24 protein-coding genes and 1 tRNA gene are annotated in these 18,102 nt (G+C 37.1%); 12 read left to right on the top strand and 13 right to left on the bottom strand.

Going from position 1 to position 18,102, the window contains the following annotated elements:
• Positions 1-12: 12 nt before the first annotated feature.
• The 7 genes from IHV77_RS01565 to IHV77_RS01535 all read right to left on the bottom strand — a co-directional run bounded on the left by IHV77_RS01565 (position 13) and on the right by IHV77_RS01535 (position 5,268).
• Complete coding sequence (locus tag IHV77_RS01565; RefSeq protein ID WP_194812416.1) at positions 13-540, bottom strand: GNAT family N-acetyltransferase; 528 nt, start codon at positions 538-540, stop codon at positions 13-15.
• The gene (locus tag IHV77_RS01560) at positions 540-806 is read right to left on the bottom strand and encodes a type II toxin-antitoxin system TacA family antitoxin (protein WP_194812415.1); all 267 of its coding nucleotides are present in this window, start codon (positions 804-806) and stop codon (positions 540-542) included. The genes IHV77_RS01565 and IHV77_RS01560 overlap by 1 nt, the downstream gene beginning before the upstream one ends.
• 192 nt (positions 807-998) lie before the next feature.
• On the bottom strand, positions 999-1,259 hold the full coding sequence (locus tag IHV77_RS01555; RefSeq protein WP_228550026.1) for an antitoxin: 261 nt from the start codon (positions 1,257-1,259) through the stop codon (positions 999-1,001).
• A gap of 115 nt (positions 1,260-1,374) precedes the next feature.
• Positions 1,375-1,800: a hypothetical protein gene (locus tag IHV77_RS01550; protein WP_194812413.1), complete on the bottom strand. Its 426-nt coding sequence runs from the start codon at positions 1,798-1,800 to the stop codon at positions 1,375-1,377.
• A 47-nt stretch (positions 1,801-1,847) separates the two neighbouring features.
• On the bottom strand, positions 1,848-3,842 hold the full coding sequence (locus IHV77_RS01545; protein ID WP_228550025.1) for an integrating conjugative element protein: 1,995 nt from the start codon (positions 3,840-3,842) through the stop codon (positions 1,848-1,850).
• A gap of 17 nt (positions 3,843-3,859) precedes the next feature.
• Entirely contained in the window at positions 3,860-4,828 is a 969-nt protein-coding gene (locus tag IHV77_RS01540) for a TIGR03756 family integrating conjugative element protein (protein ID WP_194812412.1), read from the bottom strand.
• Positions 4,829-4,836: 8 nt separating this feature from the next.
• Positions 4,837-5,268, bottom strand: coding sequence for a TIGR03757 family integrating conjugative element protein (locus IHV77_RS01535; protein WP_228550024.1), 432 nt, complete (start codon positions 5,266-5,268; stop codon positions 4,837-4,839).
• A gap of 377 nt (positions 5,269-5,645) precedes the next feature.
• Between IHV77_RS01535 and IHV77_RS01530 the strand changes: the two genes are divergently transcribed.
• Both IHV77_RS01530 and IHV77_RS01525 read left to right on the top strand, forming a co-directional pair.
• Complete coding sequence (locus IHV77_RS01530; protein WP_194812411.1) at positions 5,646-5,990, top strand: hypothetical protein; 345 nt, start codon at positions 5,646-5,648, stop codon at positions 5,988-5,990.
• Between the two features lie 83 nt (positions 5,991-6,073).
• Entirely contained in the window at positions 6,074-6,319 is a 246-nt protein-coding gene (locus tag IHV77_RS01525; RefSeq protein WP_194812410.1) for a hypothetical protein, read from the top strand.
• 35 nt (positions 6,320-6,354) lie between these two features.
• On the opposite strand, the gene IHV77_RS01520 is transcribed toward IHV77_RS01525, so the two are convergent.
• Entirely contained in the window at positions 6,355-6,576 is a 222-nt protein-coding gene (locus IHV77_RS01520) for a hypothetical protein (protein ID WP_194812409.1), read from the bottom strand.
• A gap of 1 nt (position 6,577) precedes the next feature.
• Here IHV77_RS01520 and IHV77_RS01515 point away from each other — a divergent pair, with 1 nt between their 5' ends.
• The 6 genes from IHV77_RS01515 to IHV77_RS01490 all read left to right on the top strand — a co-directional run bounded on the left by IHV77_RS01515 (position 6,578) and on the right by IHV77_RS01490 (position 10,333).
• Positions 6,578-7,408: a hypothetical protein gene (locus IHV77_RS01515; protein WP_194812408.1), complete on the top strand. Its 831-nt coding sequence runs from the start codon at positions 6,578-6,580 to the stop codon at positions 7,406-7,408.
• 39 nt (positions 7,409-7,447) lie between these two features.
• Positions 7,448-7,618: a hypothetical protein gene (locus IHV77_RS01510; RefSeq protein WP_194812407.1), complete on the top strand. Its 171-nt coding sequence runs from the start codon at positions 7,448-7,450 to the stop codon at positions 7,616-7,618.
• Positions 7,619-7,679: 61 nt separating this feature from the next.
• Positions 7,680-7,874, top strand: coding sequence for a hypothetical protein (locus IHV77_RS01505; protein WP_194812406.1), 195 nt, complete (start codon positions 7,680-7,682; stop codon positions 7,872-7,874).
• Positions 7,875-7,948: 74 nt separating this feature from the next.
• Positions 7,949-8,893: an ArdC family protein gene (locus IHV77_RS01500; protein ID WP_194812405.1), complete on the top strand. Its 945-nt coding sequence runs from the start codon at positions 7,949-7,951 to the stop codon at positions 8,891-8,893.
• Between the two features lie 141 nt (positions 8,894-9,034).
• On the top strand, positions 9,035-9,469 hold the full coding sequence (locus IHV77_RS01495) for a DUF29 domain-containing protein (RefSeq protein WP_194812404.1): 435 nt from the start codon (positions 9,035-9,037) through the stop codon (positions 9,467-9,469).
• A gap of 102 nt (positions 9,470-9,571) precedes the next feature.
• On the top strand, positions 9,572-10,333 hold the full coding sequence (locus IHV77_RS01490) for an N-6 DNA methylase (protein ID WP_194812403.1): 762 nt from the start codon (positions 9,572-9,574) through the stop codon (positions 10,331-10,333).
• A 349-nt stretch (positions 10,334-10,682) separates the two neighbouring features.
• On the opposite strand, the gene rdgC is transcribed toward IHV77_RS01490, so the two are convergent.
• A complete protein-coding gene (gene rdgC, locus IHV77_RS01485) occupies positions 10,683-11,591 on the bottom strand; it encodes a recombination-associated protein RdgC (RefSeq protein WP_194812402.1) in 909 nt (302 codons plus the stop codon).
• A gap of 190 nt (positions 11,592-11,781) precedes the next feature.
• Between rdgC and IHV77_RS01480 the strand changes: the two genes are divergently transcribed.
• Entirely contained in the window at positions 11,782-12,078 is a 297-nt protein-coding gene (locus tag IHV77_RS01480) for a hypothetical protein (RefSeq protein WP_194812401.1), read from the top strand.
• Between the two features lie 389 nt (positions 12,079-12,467).
• Here IHV77_RS01480 and IHV77_RS01475 read toward each other — a convergent pair whose 3' ends face one another.
• The 3 genes from IHV77_RS01475 to IHV77_RS01465 all read right to left on the bottom strand — a co-directional run bounded on the left by IHV77_RS01475 (position 12,468) and on the right by IHV77_RS01465 (position 13,822).
• On the bottom strand, positions 12,468-13,232 hold the full coding sequence (locus IHV77_RS01475; protein ID WP_194812400.1) for a hypothetical protein: 765 nt from the start codon (positions 13,230-13,232) through the stop codon (positions 12,468-12,470).
• 132 nt (positions 13,233-13,364) lie between these two features.
• Positions 13,365-13,649 carry a type II toxin-antitoxin system RelE/ParE family toxin gene (locus IHV77_RS01470; protein WP_194812399.1) on the bottom strand — a complete coding sequence of 95 codons (285 nt, stop codon included), beginning with the start codon at positions 13,647-13,649 and terminating at the stop codon, positions 13,365-13,367.
• Positions 13,649-13,822 carry a hypothetical protein gene (locus IHV77_RS01465; RefSeq protein WP_194812398.1) on the bottom strand — a complete coding sequence of 58 codons (174 nt, stop codon included), beginning with the start codon at positions 13,820-13,822 and terminating at the stop codon, positions 13,649-13,651. Before IHV77_RS01465 ends, IHV77_RS01470 begins: the two co-directional genes overlap by 1 nt.
• Positions 13,823-14,041: 219 nt before the next feature.
• On the opposite strand from IHV77_RS01465, the gene mobH reads away from it, so the two are divergent.
• The 3 genes from mobH (at position 14,042) to IHV77_RS01450 (ending at position 17,236) form a co-directional block, all read left to right on the top strand.
• Positions 14,042-16,009, top strand: coding sequence for a MobH family relaxase (gene mobH / locus IHV77_RS01460; protein WP_194812397.1), 1,968 nt, complete (start codon positions 14,042-14,044; stop codon positions 16,007-16,009).
• A gap of 178 nt (positions 16,010-16,187) precedes the next feature.
• Entirely contained in the window at positions 16,188-16,907 is a 720-nt protein-coding gene (locus tag IHV77_RS01455) for a tyrosine-type recombinase/integrase (protein WP_194812396.1), read from the top strand.
• Positions 16,908-17,160: 253 nt separating this feature from the next.
• Positions 17,161-17,236 (top strand) — tRNA-Lys (locus IHV77_RS01450).
• 605 nt (positions 17,237-17,841) lie between these two features.
• On the opposite strand, the gene IHV77_RS01445 is transcribed toward IHV77_RS01450, so the two are convergent.
• Entirely contained in the window at positions 17,842-18,030 is a 189-nt protein-coding gene (locus tag IHV77_RS01445; RefSeq protein WP_232842169.1) for a DinI-like family protein, read from the bottom strand.
• Positions 18,031-18,102: the final 72 nt, after the last annotated feature.

Below are 18,102 nucleotides of genomic sequence, written 5' to 3'. Positions count from 1 at the left end.
GCGCTCAATTATTTAAGTTACAATAGGTTGCATACGGTGAGTTTGTAAAAAATCCTTTACTCCTGCTAAGGGAAAAAATAATCTATTTGATTCATTTTGGAATTTAATAAAGCCAAATTTTAAATAAAAATTTACGGCTCTTTCGTCTTTAGCATCCACAATGACTGCATATGCAGCGATATCTGAGTTGATCACGCGTTTTAATGCATTACCTAATAAAGCCTGTCCCAATCCCAACCCTGTAACGTGTTTATCTACGGCTAATCGACCGAGTAGAACCGCAGGTATTGTTGGATATCTAGGAAGTTTCTTTTGTAGTATCTCTGGTAAATCTGACAATGAAATACTCATAGAAGCTAAAGTATAATAACCCATTATTTTTTGTTTTTCATCTATCGCCAAGAAACATGATGTGATACGCCGTTTGATATCCTGTGATGCTTGTTTTTTTAAGTAATTGTTTAATGGCTCCGATTCACTTTCAAATTTGTTTCGTTCAAACTCTTTATTGAAGGGAACTATTTTAAATGCTGAAGGCATTATTCCCCCAAAAGTTCAGAACTTAGATTTAATGCCTTTTGCATTGCCGCATTGGGAGTTGGGGGAGCAATTAATGCGTTTGTAAAAAGCATCTGATCACTCACTGTCAAGTGAAGTATATCATTTTGTTCAACGGTTTTTTTTGCCACGGATAATGCTGCACTGATAACAAAATCGCTCAAACTACGTCCTTCGAGAGCAGCGGCTCGTTTCAATAATAAATGAATCTCAGGGGGCATGCGAGCCTCAAATCTTGCTGTTGCCATAATTTTCCTCCTTTATTATTTTATTGTACGGTTTTTATCCGTACAGATCAAATATAAAAATTCAAATATTTTTAGCCTTAAATTATTTGATCTAAAAAGTGTTGCTCACAGATATGTCATGGTTATAACCGGTTTACGTGGTTCTCCTAGAAGTGTTCCGGGAGTTTTGTGCACAATACAAGTATATATACATTAGGTAATTCTATCGAAAGGATCTTGAGATGATACATCTTGGCGACGTTCTTCTTGTGTGAGAAAATCGCTTTCATTAATTTCGTCTAATGCTTCCCACATTTTATCCCAAGAAGACTGTCGTTTTGAGCGTACTGGTAACACAACATCACCATTTGCTTCTTTCCGCACATAACCTTTTTTAGTATCAAATTCAAAATTGACAGGCAATCTTACGTCTTGACTTCTCTTATTTTTTAAAAGACTTACAACACCTTCCATATTTCTCTCCATATGTTTTAGCATTGGCTTTATTTGATGATAATACAAGAAATTTTATGTAAAGGAAAAATGGGAAGCTATTCGCTTCCCATACTTATCGCCTATAATTGAAATCCTATTCGTCGATTTGAAGTTCAAAATTTCTTATGACAGGTTTCTTCGTGTTACATACGACATATTCTTTCGGATTTTCATTCCCTGACACTTTGAATACGCCGGCATAGAGTGGTTTTGCATCACCCATTGATTCCCGATATTGTACATAATAGCTATCTTGTTTATCGGCAAATTCTAGCGAAAATAGAATGTAACCGGAATGATTAGAGACATGGGTGTTATTACGTTTTTTCATCGCTTCAAAGGCATTGCTAACCTTTAGATTTTGGTAGGATAGTACGTAATCCGTTCCCACTTTCTCAACTTTGACCGGCTTGCCGTTTTTAGCCGTACACGAAAATATTGGATTGACTGCTGCTTGAGTGGACATCACGCTAAAAAGAGCACCAACTAAGACAGTGAGTTTTAAAGTTTTTTTGTACATAGCATTCTCCTTTTCGATTGAATGATTAAGTCAAATTATACTCGTTTTTATTTACCAAGAATATAATCGGCTTCTTGATTTCGACGTCTTGCATTTACACCGCCATTATCAACTTGTCGATTACGTATGGCATTAGCCAGTGCTGTCATATCGCCTGTTCTTGCTGATTCTTGTGCAGCAGTAATGACGCTTTGGGTTTTTGTTAAAGAGCCGTAATTATAGGCGTATGAGGTTAATACTGCTTGTGCATTTGGTGGTAACTTATCCCAAGCTTCCGGTGAAATATCACGTTTTGCCCGATTTGCGAACTCTTGGGTGCGACGAGTTAGATCACGCTCAGCATCTTCTCTAGAAACTTTCATTCCCGGTGTAATTTTCACAACGGTACCATCAGCCCTTGTTATTGTATCTGAGCCATAACCGGCACGATGCGCATTCACATCCCAAGCGGCTTGATTGATAAATCCTTCAAATTTTCTCAACAATCCGGTAGCTTGTTCAAATGCGGTTCCATTAATCGCCGGAATACGATTATAGTTTCCCGATGGGGTATTTATGGTTCCTGAAGAACTTGGTGAGGTTGCACCATTATAACGTCCATTAATATTCCCTAATCCGCCTGAAGAACGGTTGGGGATTGGGAGAACAATTTCTCTGTCTTTCGCACTAAAGTTTTGGCTGTTACGGTTATCTATGCTGTTAGCACCTTGTTCTTTGGTTAAATTTCTAAATTTGTTATCAGAATCGTCGGCACTATTACTTTCAACCGCACTTTGTGTATCACTGATTCGGTTATTTAGAATTGCTATCGCCGTGTTATTCGTGAGTGCTTTTTGAATATCCATTTCTAATTTGACTTGCTCAATTTCGCGATCAAGTGCGGTTAAATTTGCCGTTAATTCTTCTTGTGCGATAGTATTTACACTCACGTTGGGTTCTCGCATGCCGGCAAGGATCATACGACGGGCAACAAGTGCTTTTTCAATCGTTCGAGAGATAGCGACTTCTTGTGATAGACGGGTGGCGAGTACAACCGCATCCGGATCTTCACGCAACGATTCGATAAGACTACGTGTTATTGGCATAGTGCTTGAGCTGATAGCGGCTAATTGTGCGCCGGTGATATTGCGACTATTTAACACGTCTTGGAAATGAGTCATAACATTGATGGTTTCATCCTCAATTTTCGGCGCTAATCCTGTCCCGGCTTTTGTTGAAGCCGGTGTACCGCAAGTTTCACAAGTGGATAATGATTTATCACCTAACACATCACGTACCCATTCAGCGGCTTCTTCAGGTGAGTGCCATTCTGTACAAAGCATACCGTCACATTGCGTTTCCGGCACTTTGCTTTTATCTAATACATTTCGTCCTTGTAGAATATTGAAACCTGATTTTACGACGTCTTTCAGCACTTCAATACGCTCTTGACCTTCACCGCCTTTCTTTTCTCCGCCAATCCAGGTTTGCCCTTTTTTACCCATCTCCTTTTCTGATTTTTTCTTTGCTTTTTTAGCATCTGTCTCAGTTGAAACAATCTCCTTGAAGTTCTCAAGTTTTGCGGATTCCAGCCATTTGTTTCCCATCACATGATCGGCAAGCTTACTCGACATTTCTTCACAACTTGTTTTTAGGGAGTCAAAGTCAATTTTTGCTTGGTACATTCCGTTTGACAAAATATCATAAAGCTGAGGATTGGCACGTTGGATGATCATCGCCGGAAGGCTTGCAACGGCACCGGTTGCAGATTCAATCACATTGCTGTAAAGATCTTTAAACCCTTCGGTGATGCCGTTTAATTGGTTTTTAACGGTTGTTTTAATATCAAAATTACCGCACATCAAATTTGTTTTCCAACCTAAACTAATTGAGTATTCATGCATGCGTTTTTTTGACGGCGGAGGCATAATTGCCGAACCGCCGCCAATTTGATAGAACACTTTGTCAGATAACACAGAACCTTGTGTGTAACTTGTTGCATTTGAGCTTAGGGATATACTTAGAAGTAAACCCAATGCGATAGGTGTTAATTTCATTTTCATTAATTGGTTTCCTTATATTAATAACTCATCCAATCCACACTGCCGAGGAAAGTTTGACCTCGACGTTTACAGCACGAATAAGGGCGCCATAAAGCCCAACTGTAACTTTCTTGGTTTGATAATTTATCGCCATAGGCATCAGTTGCATTTCCGTCCGGGAAAATCGCACAAGTATTTTGTGTTTTAGGGCTTAGCATTTGCCATTTATGGGTCTTTTTATCACCTTCTTTCACTTCTCCCGGTGGCCAATAGCCATCTCGTTGTTTTGCTGTCGCCGGAAGATAAATATGCAATTGACCATCACGACTTACAATGTCTGCAATACGTTGAGCAACCACTGCGGAGGCTTTGTAATCATGAACTTGAGAAACATAACCACCTCGAGGAAATAAATTTCCCCACATATCACCGTTTTTTCGAACTTCTCGCATTCCGGGCGTGAGTGCCTCCGGATAAAACATTTCAGGCATGTTATAACGCCAGGCAAAATAATCGAGCGCACTTAAAAAGTAAGGCATATAGGCGGTAGTTTGGCTTTCACACGAATATCCCATTGAACCGATCATATTTAGAAATAACCCGCCGGGATGTCCGATAGCTTCGGCATTTTTGAAAGTCAGTTGCGTATATTTACCTTGAGTAAGAGATTGATACCCACCGCCTAGTGCACCTTGGTTTAGCATTTTCATTTCAGTCCAGGGGCTTTGGTTATCGTGGTTGTAGGTTGAAACGACCATTTCCGGAATAAAGTGGTGTACTTTTGTAGAAGTGCGTACTTTGCAACCGAATTGTGTGCAGAAAAGCCAATAACACATTCCTACAATTTTGTAATCCGCACAGCTAGGAGAAGCGGAAGACGTGCTTATCGTTGCAGTATTGATTGTTTTACCTTCAATTGCATATGTAGTAGAAGAGGTCGTTAAACCTGAAAATACTAGGCTATAAGCAAGAGTTACTACGGACAATTTTGAACGTTGTTTTCTCATTTTTCCCTCTAAAAACTGATGATTTGTTGATAACGGTGAATAGCACGAGCTATATCCGTTTCACCATAAATAACCGCACTTTTTCCTGTATCCGTATTGGTAAAAAGTACAGCCGGCACTTTCGTTATGCCATTTTTCCAGCCTTCGGTTACACCGACATAAGATTGGATAAGTGATTGTTCTGTTCTTTTCCATTCCATTGTCTGCATTTTTTGACGAACTTGGTTCTCAGCAATTTGTGGATCGGAACTCAGTTGATAGCTAAGTTGGTCTTCAAGTTGTTCCACACTATCTAAGTAGTAGATGTTGGCAGCAAGTTGAGCATTTTTTATGGGGTAATAATGCGTGGTATACGCATTCACCTCAATAGAAGAGGGAAGGGCATAAGCATTGATAGCTTGGGATAAAGTGAGTAATAAAAGTGAGATTTTTCGCATCATTATTTAAGCAATATTAAATAGGTTTTTTCGGTACGGTAAAATTAAGAAGTTTTGTGAGGAAAAGAAATGGGAAACTCTATTCAAAACGGGGAGAATTAAATTCTCCCGGAGAAAAATTTAATTAAAAATTGAAGCAGGATAAAAAACGCTGATAATCGCAATGAACTTTCACTATCGTTGATAGTAAAGTAGCCAACCGGAATCTGAAAGGTTGGGTATTCACTGCGGTGAGTATGATTCAAAAATGTGCCTCAGCATTCTGAAAAGGACTCTGCCGTCGGCAGGAATGCAATTTTATACTTATCTTTCATCCGTCCATTAGGAGTGCGATTCCTAATAGGGCGTGCTTCTTTTGGACTCTTTACAAGGAGTTCATCATGAACAAATCACCATCTTATTCCGTTGATTCATTTGATCCGTTTCAAACATCTCAATCTAAACCGACTTTTTTAGGTCGGGTGTTGGGCAAAGTGGTCGTTTTTGCACGGCATAAAATTTCAGGTGTAAGTCAGGGTATTCACCAAAGTATTGAGAATGATGTAGAAAAACGTCTTCTTGAACAAGGAGAGCACTTTGATGAAATTTATCGCTCACGAGAAATTGAACACGAGAATGAATGTGCAAAGCTTAAACGGAGCAAAATCAAAACCTCAATAATGATGTTATTAGTAGGCATCGCCACTGGAGCTTCAATAATGGGGTATTGGTTTTTAACACATTAATTCATTAACTTTAGTTTTTTCCTTGGAGGAAATAGGTTTCCTCCGGGAAATGTATTTCCTCATCTTATTTTGGAGAAATACAAATGAATATTTCACTACATCAGTCTTGTCTAAATTTATTTAAAAATGCAGAGTCTCGCCCTCATAGCGATACTTTATTTATAAAGGAACTTTCTGAGCAGGCTCGTCTTGCTTGGGCGTCTCGCAAGGAAGGTGATACTACCGTACGTTTTATCTTTGCGATGCCAAGTAAATATGGACAGAGTTTTCACTTCTTTACCGTGTTGCCATACCGTAAAGGGGGTAACGTGTTAAGCGTGAGAGCATAAACCATGTGCATTTTTATTTGAAGGTCGCAATGATTCTACATACCGTCAAAGTGGCTTTTGATGACGGCGATTTTTTCTATACACAAATCAGCGCCGATGAAGATACGATACGTCGCTATTATGCGGTCGGAAGTACCATCGGTTTTGATGACGATAGGAAAATAATCTCTGTCGAAATTATCCATTAACCATTTATCCCAACGGGAAACCTTTTCCTGTTGGGGATTGTGTTTCCCTTTTTTCTTTGGAGAACACATTATGTCAACCATTTTATCTGATTACTTTAACGCCAAACTTGTTGAGGCAGGCTTTCCGTCAGGATTACAAATTTGCTATTCACTTTCCTATTGTCAAGGGGATGGGATGGCGTTTTACGGTGCATTGTACGCCAGAGATTGGGTACGATTATTCAATGAAATGAATCCGAAGGCAACACTCAAGGTTCGCCGTCGTTTTCGCTTTTTGGCAAATCATATCTGCCTCAACGAGGTAGATAATATTATCACTATAGCTCGTAATTCTTTCGGCTATCGCTATTCGCATTGGAATACGATGGAAGTTCGTGCCGATTTAGGTCAGTATTTTGAATTTGACGGTATCCGCTATAAAGATCGTCCTGTGTTCATTGCACTGTGGGACGAATTTATTACGGATCTGAAAAATTATGTTCAGAATACTTCCAAAGAATTAGAGCGTTTAGGCTATCGCATTATTCAATCCGCTTGGATTGACGATGATGATGCACTGGAAACCATTAACACGCCAAACTACCGTGTGGAATTTAAAGTGAAACCTGTTCACTTTTATGATTACCGTAGTGCGGAAGATTTTGGGTATGAAAGTGCACTTCAGCTTTGTGCTGATGCAATGGAAGGTACGAAGTTTGTTGATCTCAGTGCAAGTGTAATTAGTAAATCAAATGACATCACAATGGCGACCCGCTCACTTGGATTTTGTGTTTATGACCGGCAGGATAAAACCTATGCGGGTAATAAGCGTTACCTAGTAAGCGAAGCAATTGAAGAAGCTCGTTTATTTGCCCAACAAGCGGTCAAAAATCTGCAACATTTGCGACCTGCGATGCACTAATTACAGAAAACGAGATTGATGCAATCTAAGGAGAAAACAATGAGTAGAACTGAACAACTTGAAATGCTGTACAAAGCAAGCCTTGAACTTCAAGAGACTTTTTTAAACCAGGTCAATTATGCAAAAAGTGCATTAAGTGCAAAGGGGGGTTCCGCACTCAATGACTTTTATAGCGCGTTAAATGCCCTCAAAGAAAAAGAATCGGATTGATCATAAAAATTTTGACCGCACTTTTTTAAGTGCAGGCAACCACCTTAACTAAGGAAAGGTCATGAATTTAACTATCAAATATCAACAAAGACGTGGCGAGACATTGTATAGCTGGGATTATCTTGATAATAATGGCTACATTCTTGCTTTTTCAAAATCGTGGTTTAACAGTCTTGATGAAACATACAGTGATTTCTTGTATCAACTGCAAGGCATTAGTGTAACGTTCAGAGAAGCTGAAATAAACGACATTTAACCTTACTATTCAACCCTTTTGGGAGAACTTACTCCCGAAAGGTGAGGGTTCTCCCTTTTTATTGGAGAACCCTTATGAATACAAAAACTCAACCTAAAGATTTATACCAACAAATCACAGACCAGATTGTGGAAGCCCTAGAACAAGGAACAGTGCCTTGGCAAAAACCTTGGGATAGCGGTTGGCCGCAAATGACCATTCCGTGCAACGGTGAAAGCGGCCGTCAATATTCCGGCATTAATGTCCTACTTCTTTGGATGAGCACACTTCGTAAAAACTTTACGCAACGTAAGTGGGTAACGTTTCAGGGGGCAAATCATCTCGGAGGAAAAGTTAGAGGCGGCGAGAAAAGCACCGTGATCATCTTATATAAACAAAATATGTTTGAAGAAAAAGATGATGAAGGCAAGGTCGTTCTTGATGAAAACGGGGATCCGAAAATGAAATCTTCGATATTTATTCGAGGCCATCACGTGTTCAATATTGAACAATGTGAGGGATTAGAAGCACATTATGAAGATTTCCCGGAACCACAAAATTCACCGAAAGCGGATATGGGCCTTAGACCGGATTTGGATGCGTTGCCTGCCAAAATGGGGATGCAACTGTATAACAAAGCACAAGATCGCGCTTGTTATATGCCAAAACGGGATTGTATTGTGATGCCGGATTTTGAAAAATTTAACATGGCGGATGACTACTATGCCACGCTATTGCATGAATGTGGTCATGCTACCGGACATAAAGATCGGTTAAATCGAGACGGTATTGTTAAATTTGATAAATTTGGTTCTGAACGCTATGCGTTTGAAGAATTAGTTGCCGAACTGACCAGTGCATTTATATGTGCAAACGTCAATGTACGTAATGATATCTCGCAAAATGCAGCGTATATAGACAGTTGGATTACAACCTTGAAGAGAGATAAAAAAGCGATTTTCCGTGCCTCATCACAGGCAAGGGAAGCAACGCAATATTTGATGGATGTACTCCATCAAGAAGTGCAACTTGCGGCTTAATCTCATTTTATTTTTTACTTTCAAAAGTGCGGTCAAATTTGACTGCACTTTTTCTATCCCATAGGGATAATTTGACTTGAATGACTGAATATTCATAGAATACTCAACATCAAGTGAAACCAGTACCACGGGAGGTAAACGATGTCGATTGCTTATGCATCGGATTTATATGCTTGGGCAAATGAGCAGGCTCGCTATTTAAGCCTTGGTGCCTTTGACCAAATAGATGTAAAACATTTAACAGAGGAATTGGAAACGATGGGTAATTCCGAATTGTCCGAGTTGGAAAGTCGGCTAGAATTGTTGATTATGCACCTGTTAAAGTGGCAATATCAGCCCAACCGTCAAGGACGTAGCTGGCTTCTGACAATCAAGGAACAACGTACTCGGATTGAGCGACGCCTAAAACGCTCCCCCTCTCTGAAATCCAAACTTAACAGTGAGGAATTCTTAAAAGATATTTGGGAATTAGCTGTTTTGTCGGCAGCAAGGGAAACCGGACTCGATGAAAGTAGTTTCCCTGAAACACCAAGCTGGACATTGGCTGAGATATTAAACCCTCAATTCCTACCATAACCATCAACGTGCGGTCAAATCAAATTTGACCGCACTTTTCATCCCATAGGGACAAGTTCCTTATGGGGATTTGCTCCCTATTTTACTGATAAGGAGCAATCCATGAATTTTGAGAAAAAATTTACCGCACTTTTTAACTCAATAGCACCACATTATCGGCGCTCGGAAGTGTTTTATGACTTTGTAACCATTTTTGGACTGGAGTTTTATCTTATTTTGTATGGAAATCAAGCGAATGAAACGCTGAAACAGCGTTATCGAACTGCGTTTGAACGCTATACCGAAGACGAAAGACCGGCATTGTCCCAACTTGGTGCGATTGTTGTAAATGCGCTTGAGCATAAAACCTATGACTTTTTAGGCACTATTTTTATGGCACTCGAATTAGGTGATGGATATAAAGGGCAATATTTCACACCGGCTCATGTCGCACAAGCAATGGCTGCAATGACGTTATCGACTTGCCATCATATCATTGAAAAACAAGGTTTTCTCACGTTACAAGAACCTGCGTGTGGCTCCGGTGTAATGATTATTGAATCTTACAACTATCTACGTCGAGAGGGATTTAATCCTCAACAGCAAATGTGGGTACAAGCACGGGATTTGGATTTTACCGCCGCAATGATGTGTTATATCCAGATGTCACTTTTACATATTCCGGGTGAAGTGATAATAGGGAATAGTTTAACAAACGAAGTCCAGCATCATTTCTATACACCGGCACATATATTGGGGAACTGGAACAAGAAATTAGACGGGAAGGATTTAAATACTGAAGCAGAAATTCAAATTATTGAATCTGAAGCAGTAAAAGAATTGCCGTTTGACATTGATTGGGAGACTGAACCGGTATTTTATTAAATTTTAGCCCTTATCTTCAGATAGGGGCTATTTTTGATACTTACTAAAAGTAAATGGAGCTATTTTATCTATCTAAAGGTAGATTCAATCAGTGAAAAAACTATCCCACCTAGCCCAATTAATATTAGTAATGTAGCGATTGGTGTTGGATTTGTTTTCTTCAAAGAAGATACACACACTAAAATAATTATTCCAGCAATAATTCCAGTAAGGATGACACTTAAAACCTCCATTTATTTCCTCCGTTTTCGTAAATAGACTGAATAAAAAATATGCTAAAACAAAAAAATTGCAATAGTTATTATTTTTCTCCACTGTATAAAAAGTAAATATTATGAATACTTTTCGATTATTCCCTGCTTTTTTCACCACCAAATTCATCTAATAAATACTTGGTTAGGTTAGCAAGAATTCCAGTCATTAGTACAAAGTCAGCATCAAAGCGCTGCGCGAAATCTTCTTTTAAAATATCATCATTTTTCTCTCGAATATTATCGGAAAATTTTAAACGTCTTAATGTACCATCTTCGTGAATGGCAAAACTCAAATGATTTTCCCAATCTAAATGAAGCTTTGTAACGATCTTTCCTTTCTCAAAATGTGAGAGCATTTCTTCATCTTCAAGCGGTTGCTTTTTGCAACGAATTACACTGTCTTCTTGGCTGCCTCGCAATTCCGCCTCTTCTAATGATGTTAACCAATCAGGTAGGTTATCTTGAGTAATCCAACTTGTTAGAATTGAGCTAGGTTCATTGGCAAAGGTGAGTGGAACAACCGGTAAAGAGCCTAAGGATTTACGTAGTAGAGCGAGGATATCTTCTGCACGCTTGTTTGATGTTGCATCCACATAAATTAAGTTTTGTGCCGTATCAATCCATAATGCCGTCTGCTGATATCTACTGAATGCACGTGGCAATAAATTCGTCACCACATCATCTTTTAACATTTGTTTTTCTGTTTTTTTGAGTTTACGTTGTTCTTTCTCTTCTAATGCGGTTATGCGATTATTGACCTCTTCATTAATTACGTGTGTCGGCAAAATTTTTTCTTCCTTATTAGCAACCAATAAAATCTGCTTACCGACTGAAAAATGTAATAAATCAGAACCATGTAACGGAGAAATCCAACCAAATTTACTTTTATCTTGTGCACCGCAAGGCATATAAGCACAGTCGCTAAGTTGATTTTGTAATTGTGTCAAATCCCAATCAAGGCATTTTGTTAATCGATAAATAATGGCATTTTTAAACCAAAACATAATTCAATCCTCTCAATGTTGATACGAAGGTGGTAACCCAAACATAATAGGGTTTAGGATAAAAATAGCAGTGATAAATTATCTTTAGGTTGCAGAGAGTTTTTTATTCAATTTCCTGAGATTATTGAGAAGATAGACAATATTGAAAGAAGGCGAATTTTGAACTGAAACAGACATAATTGTTGAGATAATGAAACAGCATATATTCTTACTGTTAAGCATTGTACTGATACCGGATAGCCTCGTTGCGAATATTCGTGTTCCACATGAGGGAGGGATTTGTCATGTTGAAGCAGAATATTTTTATCCGGGAGTATGGGAAAAATACGGTGAAAATGAATTGATTTGTAATTATTGGAAGTTTTTAAGTGAGGTGGATAAAGAGGCTCTAGAATCTGAACTTGATGATGATAAGGCGGAAGCAGAAAATGAGATGGAGGTTGATAATAGCGATTATGATACTTTAGATGAAATGGATGGAGAATAAGTTTGGATAAAACAATGGGGAGTAAAAAACATTGTTTCTCTAGCCACTGCCTAGAACTTTCTATCTACTCATTATAAGCTGACTGAGGTATACTATGCGGATCCTTGCTACGTTTAATGACCGAGGGAACATTTGTCCTGTCAAAGAAAGAAACTAAAAACCCACGTATTAATAACGTGGGTAGTCAGTAGGATAGTATGACATTTCCGCTCCAATTGCGTGGTGTGAGGGACTATCTTTCACGAGTATTATACCCACTTTTTATATTACACAAAAGAGCAAAAAGGTAAGGGGCCCCTGAAGGGGCAAGGGGAATTGTTCAAGGGTAAATCCGTTTCCAGGGGAAACGGGCTTACCCGAAAAGGCGAAAGAGCTAAAAGGCGAAAGGGCTAAAAGGCATAAAATGCAGGAGCCTTTTTACTTTTACAGCTTGATTTATTAATATTATTTAGTTTTTCAGAAAGTTTATTAAAAAGGTGAGGCTCTAATCCAAAGGATAGAATATCATTACTATTAATTTTCTTATCTTGAAAAAAGATAAAGTAAAAACCAAAAAAATAAAAAATAACATATCCCTTACTATTGGTTTGAGGAAAAATAATTTTAATATCTTCAAAGTACCTTTTATCTATCAAACACATAATGTGAAACCCTTCAGATAAAACTGCCTCTTCCTTTGTTAATAGAAATTTTTTGATTTTTAATAAATTTTCATTTGCTATTTTCACTTCTTTAAACTTATCTTCTTTCCATATAAATGCAGCCCTAAAAATAATACTCATAATGAAATATTTAAAGTATAAAGAATCATCATTTGGTAAAATATCTATGCTGGGAACTGGGCTATTAGTATTTTTTTGATATGAATATATTTCGTTGTATAAAGCAAATAGGTATTCTTTATTTTTTAAAATTCCACTAAACCATTTTTCACCATTATTCGCAAAAAGACATTCGCAACTTTTACAGAGTAAAGGTTTGACTATTTGATTCATTGGGATATTCCTGTGTATCTTGTTTCTTTTATCATAATAGAGTAAGCCAGTGGTTTTTCTTTTTTTTGTTAAGGCTGAATATAAAAATTTTGGAATAAGATGAGTCTTAAGAAGAGTATCTCTTTTTTCACACAATGCACAAATTAAATCATTATTCATATTTGATAAATTCCCTATTAAAGCTAAAGTATTCTTAATGGATATTGATGCTTTTCTTTATTTTTAAAAGCTGTTGAACATTCACAAATTTTTCTAATAAGTGTTAAGGTTCTGATAATTTCTAAATTGGTTTTAGTATGTGTTCTGACGAGCGGATTTAAAATCCACAATGTAAACATTTTCAAGACCGATAAGAAATTTCACTTGATACTTACCGTTTAAAATGGGAACTTCTTTGCGTTTACGAAATTTGTAAACATCCGCTGTGTACGAAAGTTTATCTACTTCGCTCTTGATTGCGTCATAAAACTGCTCTGCAATGATGATATTTTGAGATTTTTCTAAAATGTAATTAGCCTGGTTTAGTAACTTACTTTCAGCTAAATCATACCAAATAACGTTATAATCAAACTTCATTATTTGTCTTCTAAATGTAAGGCTTTACGTAGGTTCTCCATCACTTGATCGTGTGTTTTGGTTGGTACTAAGCCATTTTCTAATTTATATAAAAGAGCAAGCTCATCATCTGTATAAAAACTATATTTTTTGTCATTCTCTAATTGGAAATCTTGCGATAATGCAATACTCATAATCCTATTCTCCTTTCATATAGGTTAACCTGTGAAAACTTCAGACTATTTATAGGTTTACACCTAAAAAGCTAAACCTTTAATGTTTATGAAATATTATTGCTTGTAAAGCCTCGGGGCTAGTATAAAAAAATCAAAATGAAATTGCATTAACTTTTTGCTTTACCTTGTCGCTGAGTTACTGTTGTAATACACAAAACCTAACAAAGCATTACCACAATGTTAAAAAAATTCTTAACTTTATTCCGCGTGACGAACGCTCAAAAAAACGACACTTCGAAAGAAACACTGATAACTAAAGGGTGGTATGAACCATTATCTGCCTCAGAATTACTCAATACTCCACTAAGAGAGCAGCATTTGACAGATATTTGGCGAAATGTATCGATGACCCTGCAGATGTTTAATACACTCTATCGAGAACCAATAGAAAAATATGCGGAAATAGTTCAGCTACTTCCTGCCTCAGAAAGTCATCACCACGCCCATGCAGGTGGTATGCTTGATCATGGATTAGAAGTGTTATCTGTTGCCGTAAAGTTGAGACAAAATTATGTTTTACCACCAAATTCTCCTCCGGAAGAGCAAGCTAAACAGAGAGATGTTTGGACAGCAATTGTCATTTATGCTGCATTATTACATGATTTAGGTAAAAGTGCGGTTGATATTGAGGTTGTTTTAGAAGATCAGAGCCGTTGGTTTCCTTGGCAGGGAAAAATAGATAGCCCATATCGTTTTCGTTATATCAAATCTCGAGATTATTCACTCCATCCTGTGATGGGAGGAGTATTCGCACAGCAGTTTATTCCTAAAGAAGCCCTTAATTGGCTTGCTGAATTTCCAACGGCATTTTCTGCTCTCATGTACTTTATCAATGGTCATTCAGATAAAGCCGGTGTTTTATCAGATATTATTCAGAAAGCAGATCAAATTAGTGTAACAATGGCTCTTGGCGGAGATATTCAAAAAATTGGTGAGAAAACGCAAGTTTCATTTGCAAAACAACTTCACATTGCATTAAAAGAAGTCATTAAAAATATGAAATTAAATGCACCTAAAGGCGGTGGGGAAGGATGGTTAACAGGTGACGCACTTTGGGTCATGAGTAAAAGTACCACAGATAAAATCAGAGCATATTTAATGCAGCAAGGAGTATCTGTTCCAAGTCAAAACAGTCGTATGTTTGACGAACTACAAGCTCATAAGCTCATTGAACCCACAGAGGAAAATACAGCAATATGGTATGGTAAAGTTACTTCCAACAGCGGATGGTCTCATAATGAGCCATTTACGTTATTAAGAATTTCTCCTAATGTTGTTTGGGAAGATATTAATGATCGTCCGGCTTTATTTGACGGTTTTGTCAGTGTAACAGATAAAGATGGAAAAAATAAAATACAGTCTGACGCTATATTAGGGATTAATGATACGCACGGAAACAATGATATCAGTAGTGAATTTTCATTTAATGTAGTTGAAACCACGCAAAATGGAGAATTAAATACTGACTTAGGTGATCATCATATAAAAGCTGAGCCAGATGAAGATCCATTGGGTGCTTACTTAGATTTATTCCCAACACTTGATACTAGTGACTCATTGGCGAGTTCACATCTTAACGAACCTGATAATATGGGAGATGAAATAGTAGAAGAAAAATTACCTGAGGCAGAGCAACCTAGTATAGAGCCGGTAGACACTCCATCTAAAATGAGCGTTGGACAAAACTCAAAAGGTAAAAAAAGTCCTATTTCAGAAGTAAAAATCAAAGAAAAGCCAACAACAGGTAACGATGATTTATTAACGACAGAAAATTTTATTAAATGGGTAAAGGAAGGTATCATAGCAAAGTCCATCCATATTAATAAACCTGATGCAAAATTACATTTTGTCGAAGATCATCTCTTTATGGTTACTCCGGCGATATTTCAGTTATATACTAGTGAAAAGCTAGGTAGTGATAAACAAGATGATTGGGAATTCTTGCAAAAACAATTTCAAGATTTAGGGCTTCATAAGCGCTTATATGCTGATGGAGATTCTTGGAATATTTGGTCATGTGATGTGGTTGGACAGAAGAGAACATCTTCACTTAGTGGATATCTTATTGAAGATGTAAAGCTTTTTGTGGGTAATAAACCGGTGTTTAATAATCACTGGCTAAAACTAAAAGGAAATATTCAATGACATTTGATGAATTATTAACTCAATTTTTTTATTTCGTGAATTAAGACCTGATACCAAAAAAGCATATCAAAAGGTCGTAAACCAGCTACTAAAGTTCTATCCTGATAAATTACCTAATAGGCTGACGAAAGCTGATATTGTTTATTGGAGAACAGAGGCTTTATTTCGAATTAAAGCGGTGACATGGAATAATTATTGTCGCCATTTAAAGAGCATTTATAACTTTGCAATAGAGCAACACTTTATCAACCTCAAAGAGAATCCATTCAGAAAAATGATGGTACGAGAAGATAAAGCGCCAAGGAAAGTTTTGGATGATGTAGTTTTTAGAAAAATAGATTTACTTTTTCAAAATGAAGCTAACTTGCCGACACGCTTACAACCAAGGTGGTTTGTGTTGTGCTTGATTAATGTATTGAAATACACTGGGATTCGCCGAGCTCAACTTGTGAAATTAAGAGTAAAAGATATTTGTTTATCAAGAAAAATGATTTGTATACCATCACATATAAACAAGAGTCATAAATATCACGAGATACCGATCCCACAGATACTTTTTAGTGATTTTCAGAGAATAGCTTATGAATTAAAGAAAATGGGAGATAATGAAGATGCTCAATTTTTTAATGTGAATCGTTTTTCAAGCTCAACCTATCGTAAAGGTGAAAAAATGAGTAATCACCAGCTATCTCATATTTTTAATGTATTATCCAAGGTTATTCGTTGCAAAATATCACCACATCGCTTTAGACATACTTTAGCGACAAAGTTGATCAAGAATAAAACAAGCATCTATGATGTAAAACGAATATTAGGTCATTCTGATTTGAAAGTAACGATGAGTTACATTGAAGAAGACCCTGAGGATCTACGTTCAGCCCTAGATTCAGTGTACTAGACACAAAGCCTTTACAAGCAACATAAAAGGTGTAGAATAGGATCCGTCAGTGGTGTTATTTACTTGCTGACGGATCTTTTTTTATTTCATCGTGCAAATTTGATGAGAAGTCGTTGTACGGTAATTTTTTTAAAAGATAACATAAAGGATTTAAAATCCCTCGCCTTTCGAGGCGTGCCAGTTCAAGTCTGGCTTCGGGCACCATTTTATAAAATTCCATTTTTATAAAAAACTCCTTTAAAATCCTATACTTGGGTCGTTAGCTCAGTCGGTAGAGCAGCGGACTTTTAATCCGTTGGTCGAAGGTTCGAATCCTTCACGACCCACCACTTAGACCAAAGTGGCGGTAGAGTGGCGGTAAGATTTCGTAAGCATTCCAAATCTTCTTTCTAAACAGTTTTTCTAGTGGCGGTTATCGCCAGTCAGTCCTTTAAACTGAAATTAATTTTTCTGAAAATTTCCACGTAAAATCACTGAAGTTTTTATAAATCATAGGCTTATGTCATTCCGTTCGTTTTCTATGATCTCTTTTAAGTGTAAAACACTGTAAAAGGTTGTAATTTTTACAGTTAAGATCACTATTCTTTCGATTAAATGATCTCTTTTACTTCAAATAGTTAGATTTCTTTAAGCCTTGAAATTTAACTGAAAAAATGCAAATTTTTAACGCAAATTCGGCGGGGGAGGAAGTGGATTTTACGTGGCGTGGGGTTTTACGTGAAAAAATTCCGTGGCTAGTGGTTAATTTTTCTTTTTAAATAAATTTATTTAAGAAACAATTAGTTAAATTTTCCGTGGCGTGTTTTTAGAAATGAAAATGGTATGTTGCTATATCACAAAATTATTATGACAAGTTGGCATTTGCCAAAAAATCAGGGGTGTTGCTAAAATAAAAAAACGTCTGCCGGCATATACCAACAGAACGCTTTCTTCATTAATCTATTTGGTTACTTTTATTCATCATTCCGTCAAGCAATGAATCATCATTCCAAATTTCTTCAAGATATTCTAAAATTTTTTTCTTATCGCCTTTATCAAATCTTGAAATATCGAATCCTTGTGAGCTCGATGTTCTGATTCTTACTTGAACATCATTAAATTTTTCAGCAATACGTTTAGGCAATATTTCTTCCAACCTGGTGATAACTTTTTGCTGCAGACTATTTTTTTCATGTTGCTATTTTTATAAATAGTG

The sequence above is a fragment of the Rodentibacter haemolyticus genome (assembly GCF_015356115.1).
In the GTDB taxonomy this organism is placed as follows: Bacteria; Pseudomonadota; Gammaproteobacteria; order Enterobacterales; family Pasteurellaceae; genus Rodentibacter; species Rodentibacter haemolyticus.
This window is presented reverse-complemented; position numbering and strand designations above follow the sequence as displayed.